The 7691-nt window shown below is 42.0% G+C and carries 8 protein-coding genes; 3 read left to right on the forward strand and 5 right to left on the reverse strand.

Going from position 1 to position 7691, the window contains the following annotated elements; all coding sequences use genetic code 11:
• Positions 1–105: 105 nt before the first annotated feature.
• Together R7190_RS09820 and R7190_RS09825 are read right to left on the reverse strand one after the other, a co-directional pair.
• Positions 106–1479 (reverse strand): sensor histidine kinase, encoded by a 1374-nt coding sequence (locus tag R7190_RS09820; RefSeq protein WP_064369509.1) that lies wholly within the window; start codon positions 1477–1479, stop codon positions 106–108.
• On the reverse strand, positions 1479–2144 hold the full coding sequence (locus R7190_RS09825) for a response regulator transcription factor (RefSeq protein WP_005386018.1): 666 nt from the start codon (positions 2142–2144) through the stop codon (positions 1479–1481). The genes R7190_RS09820 and R7190_RS09825 overlap by 1 nt, the downstream gene beginning before the upstream one ends.
• A gap of 230 nt (positions 2145–2374) precedes the next feature.
• Between R7190_RS09825 and R7190_RS09830 the strand changes: the two genes are divergently transcribed.
• Positions 2375–3085 (forward strand): glycerophosphodiester phosphodiesterase family protein, encoded by a 711-nt coding sequence (locus R7190_RS09830; protein ID WP_132936945.1) that lies wholly within the window; start codon positions 2375–2377, stop codon positions 3083–3085.
• A gap of 35 nt (positions 3086–3120) precedes the next feature.
• Here the strand turns inward: R7190_RS09830 and R7190_RS09835 are convergent, their stop codons facing one another.
• Positions 3121–3603, reverse strand: coding sequence for a L,D-transpeptidase family protein (locus tag R7190_RS09835; RefSeq protein ID WP_017819702.1), 483 nt, complete (start codon positions 3601–3603; stop codon positions 3121–3123).
• A gap of 242 nt (positions 3604–3845) precedes the next feature.
• Here R7190_RS09835 and R7190_RS09840 point away from each other — a divergent pair, with 242 nt between their 5' ends.
• Together R7190_RS09840 and R7190_RS09845 are read left to right on the forward strand one after the other, a co-directional pair.
• Complete coding sequence (locus R7190_RS09840; protein ID WP_132936944.1) at positions 3846–4841, forward strand: 2-hydroxyacid dehydrogenase; 996 nt, start codon at positions 3846–3848, stop codon at positions 4839–4841.
• An 85-nt stretch (positions 4842–4926) separates the two neighbouring features.
• The gene (locus R7190_RS09845; RefSeq protein WP_005374274.1) at positions 4927–5283 is read left to right on the forward strand and encodes a YibL family ribosome-associated protein; all 357 of its coding nucleotides are present in this window, start codon (positions 4927–4929) and stop codon (positions 5281–5283) included.
• Between the two features lie 163 nt (positions 5284–5446).
• Here R7190_RS09845 and R7190_RS09850 read toward each other — a convergent pair whose 3' ends face one another.
• Positions 5447–6478 (reverse strand): cytosolic protein, encoded by a 1032-nt coding sequence (locus tag R7190_RS09850; RefSeq protein WP_171342684.1) that lies wholly within the window; start codon positions 6476–6478, stop codon positions 5447–5449.
• A gap of 103 nt (positions 6479–6581) precedes the next feature.
• Positions 6582–7343, reverse strand: a complete 762-nt coding sequence (locus R7190_RS09855) for a hypothetical protein (protein ID WP_064354473.1) — start codon at positions 7341–7343, stop codon at positions 6582–6584.
• Positions 7344–7691: the final 348 nt, after the last annotated feature.

Consider the following 7691-nt stretch of genomic DNA (forward strand, 5'->3'; position numbering starts at 1 on the left):
GCATTAAATTTACATTCTTTGCATTTGCAAACTTTTGTAAAGTACTCTCTGATGATGCGCCATGATAATGTGACATTAATCACAAAAATTACGACTTAATCATACTTATTGCTTGAACACTAAAGTAACCCTCAAACCGCCTTGCTCACGGTTTTTCGCCGTGACTGCTCCACCCATAATACGCATGGATTCTTTGACAATCGCAAGACCTAAACCGTAGCCACCAAGCTTTTTATCTCTAGAAGCATCTAAGCGTGTAAACGGATCAAAAATATCGACTAGCTTGTTCTCTGGAATACCAGGCCCATTATCAGATACTGACATGGTGGTGAATTGCTGCCCTTCTTTGACATAATTTTCCAGAGAAACTTCTATCTGAGATGCTTGTCCTGAATATTTAATGGCATTACCAATAAGATTGTTCAAACAACGAATGACCAGCGTTTCTTCACAAATGGCTTTAGCACATACAGCTTCTGAGCGGAAAGACAACGTCTGTTCTGACTTCAAATCTATTTTGCAACGTTCTACTTGCGGGGAGAGCAAAACTTCTAAATCACAGCGTTTCGTGGCTTTGTCGAAGCGCGCATTTTCCAAGCGACTGAACTCCAATATATCGCTGATCAAATGGTTTAGCTCTTTTGCTTCATCTTCTAGCCTTGTCACTAGGCTTTGCTCACTTTCTCCAACACGCTTTCGCAAAAGATGTAGAACCAAGTTCTGCCTCGCTAACGGCGTTCTCAATTCGTGAGAGACATCTCTTATAAGCAGTCGCTGCTTTTCAGCGAGAGAATGAATCTGTTGCGTCATGTGATCGAAATCTTGCGCTAACTCGTTAAACTCACGCGTGCTCGACTTCAGCTCTTTCACGACACTGACATTAAAATCTCCATTAGATAGCTTTTTGCTTGCTTCTCTCAATCGATCCAATGGTTGCTGTAAGTTACGTGCCATTAGCAGTGAAAAGAGCGCCAAAATAACCACTGCAATCACGACTTTGAGAATAGAGAAATACAGAATGAAGTCATTTGCAGGGTGCAGTCGATGTGGCAATTGAATCACTAAAGTATTGCCATGAACTAAAGGAATATTGATGATGGGGCGATTCACTTTCCCCTCAAGTTGATCATCAATGCTTCTCTTAAATTGAAGTTTGAACTCGAAGTGCGGATGCATCAGACGGTGCGTAACTGGTTGCTGATGTTCATTCAACACAAATAAATAAAAGTTTTGCGCATTTGCCCAGTCAGCAAGTTCGTCCATGTCTCCGTGCTCAATCAATACATTGGCTTGATGTGCAAGGTCTAGCATTTCTTCTCGCACACTATCGGGCACTTTCAACATGGCTTTCACCAGAGCTTGTTCCGCTAAGGATTGCACGACCAAAATGCTAATGACAATTGCGGTCATACAACTAAATAACTTGAACGCTAAGCTGTCTTTACGTTTTGCAATAAAAGGTGGACACCGGAGCTTCATTAACGGTTTACAGCCTCTAAATAACTGTAACCTTTGCCACGGAAGGTTTTGATATGTTGCTTGGAAAGCCCCGCTTCAACTAACTTGCGACGTATGTTACTGATGTGCATATCAAGGTTGCGATCAAAAGGACTCAGCTCTTTCTTTAACACTTCAGTTTGAAGCTCTGCTTTTGAAATCACGACTCCTTGGTTTTTTACCAAGTAGCTCAATAGTTCAGCTTCCGTACTTGTGAGGGGTAAGCTATTAAGCTGGTCACTGATCGTTTGAACGGTACTACACATCGTCTGACGTTGACGTTCCAAGCCAACACGACGAAGAATCGCTTTGATGCGCATTAGAAGCTCAGCGACATTAAAAGGCTTTCCGATATACTGATCGGCCCCCGCTTGGTAACCATCAAGCATCGAGTTTTCATCGTTGAGAGCGGTAAGCATTAGAATAGGTGTCGCGAAGCGCTGACAGATCCTACGAGCAACTTGCATGCCGTTAAGGTTTGGTAACATGACATCAAGCAATACAAGATCTACAGGCGTTTTTTCCATATATTGCAGCGCACTTTCACCGCAATGCACAGAAGAGACGATGTAGCCCTCCTCTTGCAAAACCGCTTCTAACAGCTCACACAAAGGAACGTCATCATCGACTATCAAAACTCGTGACATTACCACTCACCATTCAAATAAAAATGGTTCGCATTTTATTACTCATTTACCAATTAAACAACTACACACTCTAAGGCTTTAAGTCCACAGGACTCAGTCCAAGAAGCAGCAACGTGCCATTAGAGTTTAATGTTCACTTTTACTAAAGGTTCCTAACAATATGCACCTAGATATATCTTCATAGAAAAAACGAGTACAATCTGGCAACCGCAATGCAAAAGATAAAGCGAATGGAAACGTTATTAATTGGTCACCGTGGCGTGGCAGGTTCATACCCTGAGAATACAAAAATAAGCATTCAAGCAGCCATTAACCTGGGGTTGAAGTGGGTGGAAGTGGATATACAGCCTACCAAAGATAATGTTTTCGTGGTTTGCCATGATCATACCGTCAATCGATGCAGCAATGGACAAGGCCGTGTTGATGAGCTCACCCTGGAAGAGTTAAAAGCATTAGATTTCGGTAGTTGGTTTAGCACAGACTTTTCAGGCGAGAAGATCGTGACACTAGATGAACTGCTCACTTTAGCTACTGAGAATAAGCTTAACTTGAATATCGAAGTTAAAGTAGACAACCATCCAGCGGAAGAAGTGGCGCAGACTCTCGCCAATGCGTTAGCAAAAAGTCCAATGCCGCAAGAGAATGTACTCCTATCGAGCTTTAGTCATGACATCATTAGAGCGATGCACAAATACTGCAGTGGCTACCGATTGGGTGTGTTAAGTGAATTCTTTACGAGAAAAGATAAACGCCTTTTGGAAGAAGTTAGTGCCTATAGCTGCAACCTAAACATTAACTGGGTTCGTACTCGCCAGATAAACAAACTCCAACAAGCCGGTTACAAAGTGATGTGCTATACGGTGAACAATCCAAATAAACTGAAATACCTGCCTCAGTTAGACGGTATTTTTAGTGATCATCCACAGCGCTTTATGCCATAGCCTATAAGAGCCAGAACATTAAAGGGGACCTTTTATTACCACTCAATCTGAATTGGTGTCCCCATCTCGACAAGCTGGATAAATTCGTCCATCTCCTCGTTGGTAATCGCAATACACCCATTAGTCCAATCAAAACTTTGGATATAAATCGGCAACTGACTCTCACCGTTTTTTAAGCCATGAATTTTGATGTTCCCTCCAGGGGAGACACCTCGGCGCTTCGCTTCCAACGTATCAATCGCATCAGGGTAACTGATATGCACAGAACGATAAAAAGCAGAGTCCTCTATAACATAATCTAGAGTGTATTCGCCCTCTGGTGTGCGATTGTCTCCCTCTTCTTGTTTATGTCCTTGAGGGTTCGCTCCTAAAGCAATTCGGTATTCTTTTAGCACTGCTCCTTGTTCCATCAAATACATTCGACGCTTAGACTTGTCGACTTTAACGAGGTCAACAGCTGCGTGAGTGCCAGAAGCAAACACACAACACAAGAACATAGAGCACCATTTTACTGACATTGTCGTAACGCCTAAGCTAATAAAGTGAACAAGAAAAGAGCGATAATGCTAGTCAGTTAATGCTCGTAAAGCAAACAGTATCTAATGCGGAACCGTAAGATAGCACTCGCTGAAAGGCGTACTTCTTATTGTTATTTGATACAACAAAAGTCAAAGAGAAGATTTCTCTATTCATTGCGGCTAAGTTGCATTACTTTATAAGCATATTTATTTATAAAGTCCGCACTTTTTGAGAGGGAACCATGATTAACATTGCTTTTTTTAGTGCAAAATCCTACGACGAAGCCTCTTTTAATAAAATTAAAAATAACCGCGATTTTGAATTTCACTATCACGACTTCCGACTAACCGAAAAAACAGCCAAGATGGCGCACGGCAGTGATGTCGTATGTGCGTTTGTTAATGATGATCTTTCAGCTCCTGTCCTTAAACAGCTTTCTCTGGGCGGGACCAAGCTTATTGCTATGCGCTGCGCGGGATATGATAAAGTTGATCAACAAGCAGCCAAAGAACTAGGCTTACAAGTGGTTCGAGTTCCTGCTTACTCACCAGAAGCAGTGGCAGAGCACACGGTTGGTTTAATGATGTGCCTAAACCGCCGTCTTCACAAGGCCTACCAACGCACACGTGACGCCAACTTCTCGCTAGAAGGTCTTGTTGGCTTTAACTTTTTCGGAAAAACCGTTGGTATTATTGGTACGGGTAAGATTGGTATCGCGACGATGCGTATCTTCAAAGGGCTTGGCATGGAACTGCTTTGCTACGACCCCTACGAAAACCCATTAGCGCTAGAAATGGGAGCCCGTTACTGTTCGCTTGAAGAAATCTACGCTAATGCGGATATTATCTCTCTCCATTGTCCAATGAGTGAAGAAAACTATCACTTATTGAACGAAAAAGCCTTCGCGCAAATGAAAGATGGTGTAATGATCATTAACACCAGTCGAGGCGAGTTGCTAGATTCACTAGCGGCGATAGAAGCGTTGAAACAAGGTAAGATTGGTGCGCTTGGCCTAGACGTGTATGACAATGAAAAAGACTTATTCTTCCAAGATAAATCTAACGATGTCATTGTAGATGATGTTTTCCGCCGTTTATCGGCTTGTCATAACGTGCTGTTTACTGGCCACCAAGCATTCTTGACTCACGAAGCACTGAATAATATTGCCTCTGTGACGCTTGATAACGTCGAAGCCTTTTTCTCTGGTAACGTATCGGGCAATGAACTGATTAACTAAAGCCAGACAATCGAGAAGTATAGTAGAGCGTGTGATCTCAGCTATGCTATACTTCTCGACTATTTAAAATTTGAGCCAAATTACCATGAGCATAAAAACTGATATTCAAAAGCTGCACAACCGTTTAGATACATGCCAACGTAAACTTGATGCGGCACGTTCTCGTGGTGATCACGAAATGATTACAAAGTTCACGGATGAAGTAGAACAGCTTACCAAAAAGCTTAACCAGTTAAAGCACAAGCAAAACTATGAGCTGAACAAAGAACGTAAAAGCTTACTTGATATGCCTTTCTCTCGTGAAATCACCAAAGCAGAACAAGCGGACATCGGCAAACTGAAAAAACGCGTACGCGGCTTAGTAATCGTTCACCCATTAACAAAAGTTGGTAAAGAACTTCGCCTTGATGTGATGACAGGCTTTGCGCCAAAAGAGTTTTAAAACTCGCATTAACATTTATGGAGCCCAAGCATTTGCTTGGGCTTTTTATTTTGTACTGCTTCATTAGATTTCATCGAAATATCAATCCATAAGCTATTAAAAAGGCCAGCGACAAAAGCCACTGACCTATTTCGACCAATATCGTCCGCATTACATCTCCACGTTACGACAGTTGCTGCAACTTGCGCTCCACAACGGGATCATTCGGAACCAGCTGCTGAGCGACTTCCAAAAGCTGTACTGCATCTTGCGGGTTGTCATACTCATGCTTAAGTGCAATATCAACAAGTGGCTGAATATCGATTTGCGCTTGATGCTCCTTCACATGTTCTTTCTTTTCTTCAATTAGTACATTATGAGCGGTACTCAGTAAGTTTAAACGATGCTGTGAGCTCGCATTCGCCTTGTTAAGGCACTGATAGTAATCTTCTTTTAAGCGCAGCGTTTTGGTCTGATGACGAAACTGCGCTATATCTATCTTCTGATAACGTATAAAGTCTACGGCCACTTGCTTATAAAAACCGAATTTATTCAAATACGTCGCGTGGGTACCATGTCCCATCCCGAAGACTCTTAAGTGAGTGAGCTCTGGGTAGCGTTTGGCGTGAAGGCGGTCGATTTCATTAGTTGGATCATAAATGATGTAGCCTTTTGCATCGCCAAGGTCAAGGTCGTGATACTTTCCTTCCCAATCAAATTGTTGGGCTAATTCAGTACTTGGCCTATCATCCCATGGCACCAAAACTTTGTTTTTTGTGCTGACCGGGTGAAACATCAATACTTGATCCAACTTTAATAGATTGGAAAAGGCACCAATAGCAAAACCACCGCGGCTAAGTCCATAGCCTAAACGACATTCAAAGGGCTCAAGTAAAGTCGACAGTTGCTCTAGAAAGAAAATTAAATTACGGCTACGAAACCAGTTACTTTTCCCAAGATGCTGAAATGAAATAATATTTACTTTTTGTTTCTGGGCTAAGCGATAGCCCCAAGGCGCAAAGTCTGAGTGTAAGTCCTGTACTTGTAGATTCGTACCAGCAGGGGAAAAGGTGAACAACAACGGTTTATTGCGGTCGACAAACTCATACTTAACAAATACATCATCAAGTAAGTCCTCCCCGGACATCGGTAGCCTGGTTTGCTGTTCTTCACGAGAAAGAGCCAGCCATTCATCCAACCAGTACAGTAACTTCATTAATCCTCCATCTAAATTGCGCCTAGCAATTGTGTTAAAAATCTAGTTTTAGTGTGTGATCATCTCCCCCCTGGTTACAGGGGACTCTGATATCAGTCCTCTTTTAAAACAAAGCGTGAATTTGCTTATTAAATTGGTCAATATCTAAGGTTTGATGGCGAACAAACTCCTGCGCCACCAGATTAAAAAATTCTAATTTATCTAATTGTGTGGATTGAGTGCCGTGTCCCATACCGACGACTTTTAAATGGGTAAGCTCTGGATAACGTTTAGCATGAAGACGATCAATGCGATTGGATGGGTCATAAATAATATAACCTTTGGCATTGCCCAAATCTCGATCATGGTAGCCGCTTTCCCAAGCAAACTGCTGAGCAAGCTCAGTACTCGGCCGATCATCCCAAGGCACTAACGCTTTATTTTTAGTGCTAACAGGATAAAACAACAAAAGATGTTCTAGTTTCAGCAAGTTAGCGAACGCGCCAATTGCAAAGCCACCTCGACTTTGCCCATAACCCAAACGACATTTGAAGGGATGAAGCAACTCAGATAGCTGCTCCAGAAAGAAAATCAAATTCCGACTACGGAACCAATTACTTTGTCCTAAATGTTGAAAGGCAATAATGTTTACTTGTTGTTGTATTCCGAGCTCGTAGCCCCAAGGAGAAAAATCCGGAGTTAAATCTTGTACCTGCACATCAGTACCGGAAGGAGAAAATGTAAACAACAATGGCTTGTTAAGATCAACGAGTTCATACTTCACAAACACATCATCAAGTAAATCGTAGCCAGAGATAGGTAAAGCCATCTCTTGTTCTTGTTGAGTAAGAGCTTGCCATTCATCTAACCAGTAAAGTAGCTTCATTTTTTCTCCAAGTACATTTGCAGTATTTAGACTGGGACTCTATCAAAATGCGTTTAAGCATCCCACGTTGAGACTTAACAAAGCTCTATTTGAAGCCCAAATGAGACGTATGGAAATGTCTTCGATTGAAGGTATTACTGCGTAAACTAAACCCAATGTAGGTACGCAAAAACTTGGAGAAAGAGCTAGAGAAAAACCAATTAGAAGTTTCGATAACAGCGGTTAAAAAACAGCAGATACAAAAAAACCGCTGTAAGAACAGCGGTTTTTTTAAAAGTGGCGGAGAGATAGGGATTTGAACCCTAGATACGCTATTAACGTATGCCGGTTTTCAAGACCGGTGCTTTC

The organism is Vibrio sp. 1078-1, assembly GCF_033340475.1.

What these genes read in the sequence shown, in the direction of transcription:
- R7190_RS09845 (WP_005374274.1), top strand. Translation starts at nt 4,927, where the DNA reads ATGAGCATAAAAACTGATATTCAAAAGCTGCACAACCGTTTAGATACA.
- R7190_RS09825 (WP_005386018.1), bottom strand. Translation starts at nt 2,144, where the DNA reads ATGTCACGAGTTTTGATAGTCGATGATGACGTTCCTTTGTGTGAGCTG.
- R7190_RS09840 (WP_132936944.1), top strand. Translation starts at nt 3,846, where the DNA reads ATGATTAACATTGCTTTTTTTAGTGCAAAATCCTACGACGAAGCCTCT.
- R7190_RS09850 (WP_171342684.1), bottom strand. Translation starts at nt 6,478, where the DNA reads ATGAAGTTACTGTACTGGTTGGATGAATGGCTGGCTCTTTCTCGTGAA.
- R7190_RS09830 (WP_132936945.1), top strand. Translation starts at nt 2,375, where the DNA reads ATGGAAACGTTATTAATTGGTCACCGTGGCGTGGCAGGTTCATACCCT.
- R7190_RS09855 (WP_064354473.1), bottom strand. Translation starts at nt 7,343, where the DNA reads ATGAAGCTACTTTACTGGTTAGATGAATGGCAAGCTCTTACTCAACAA.
- R7190_RS09820 (WP_064369509.1), bottom strand. Translation starts at nt 1,479, where the DNA reads ATGAAGCTCCGGTGTCCACCTTTTATTGCAAAACGTAAAGACAGCTTA.
- R7190_RS09835 (WP_017819702.1), bottom strand. Translation starts at nt 3,603, where the DNA reads ATGTCAGTAAAATGGTGCTCTATGTTCTTGTGTTGTGTGTTTGCTTCT.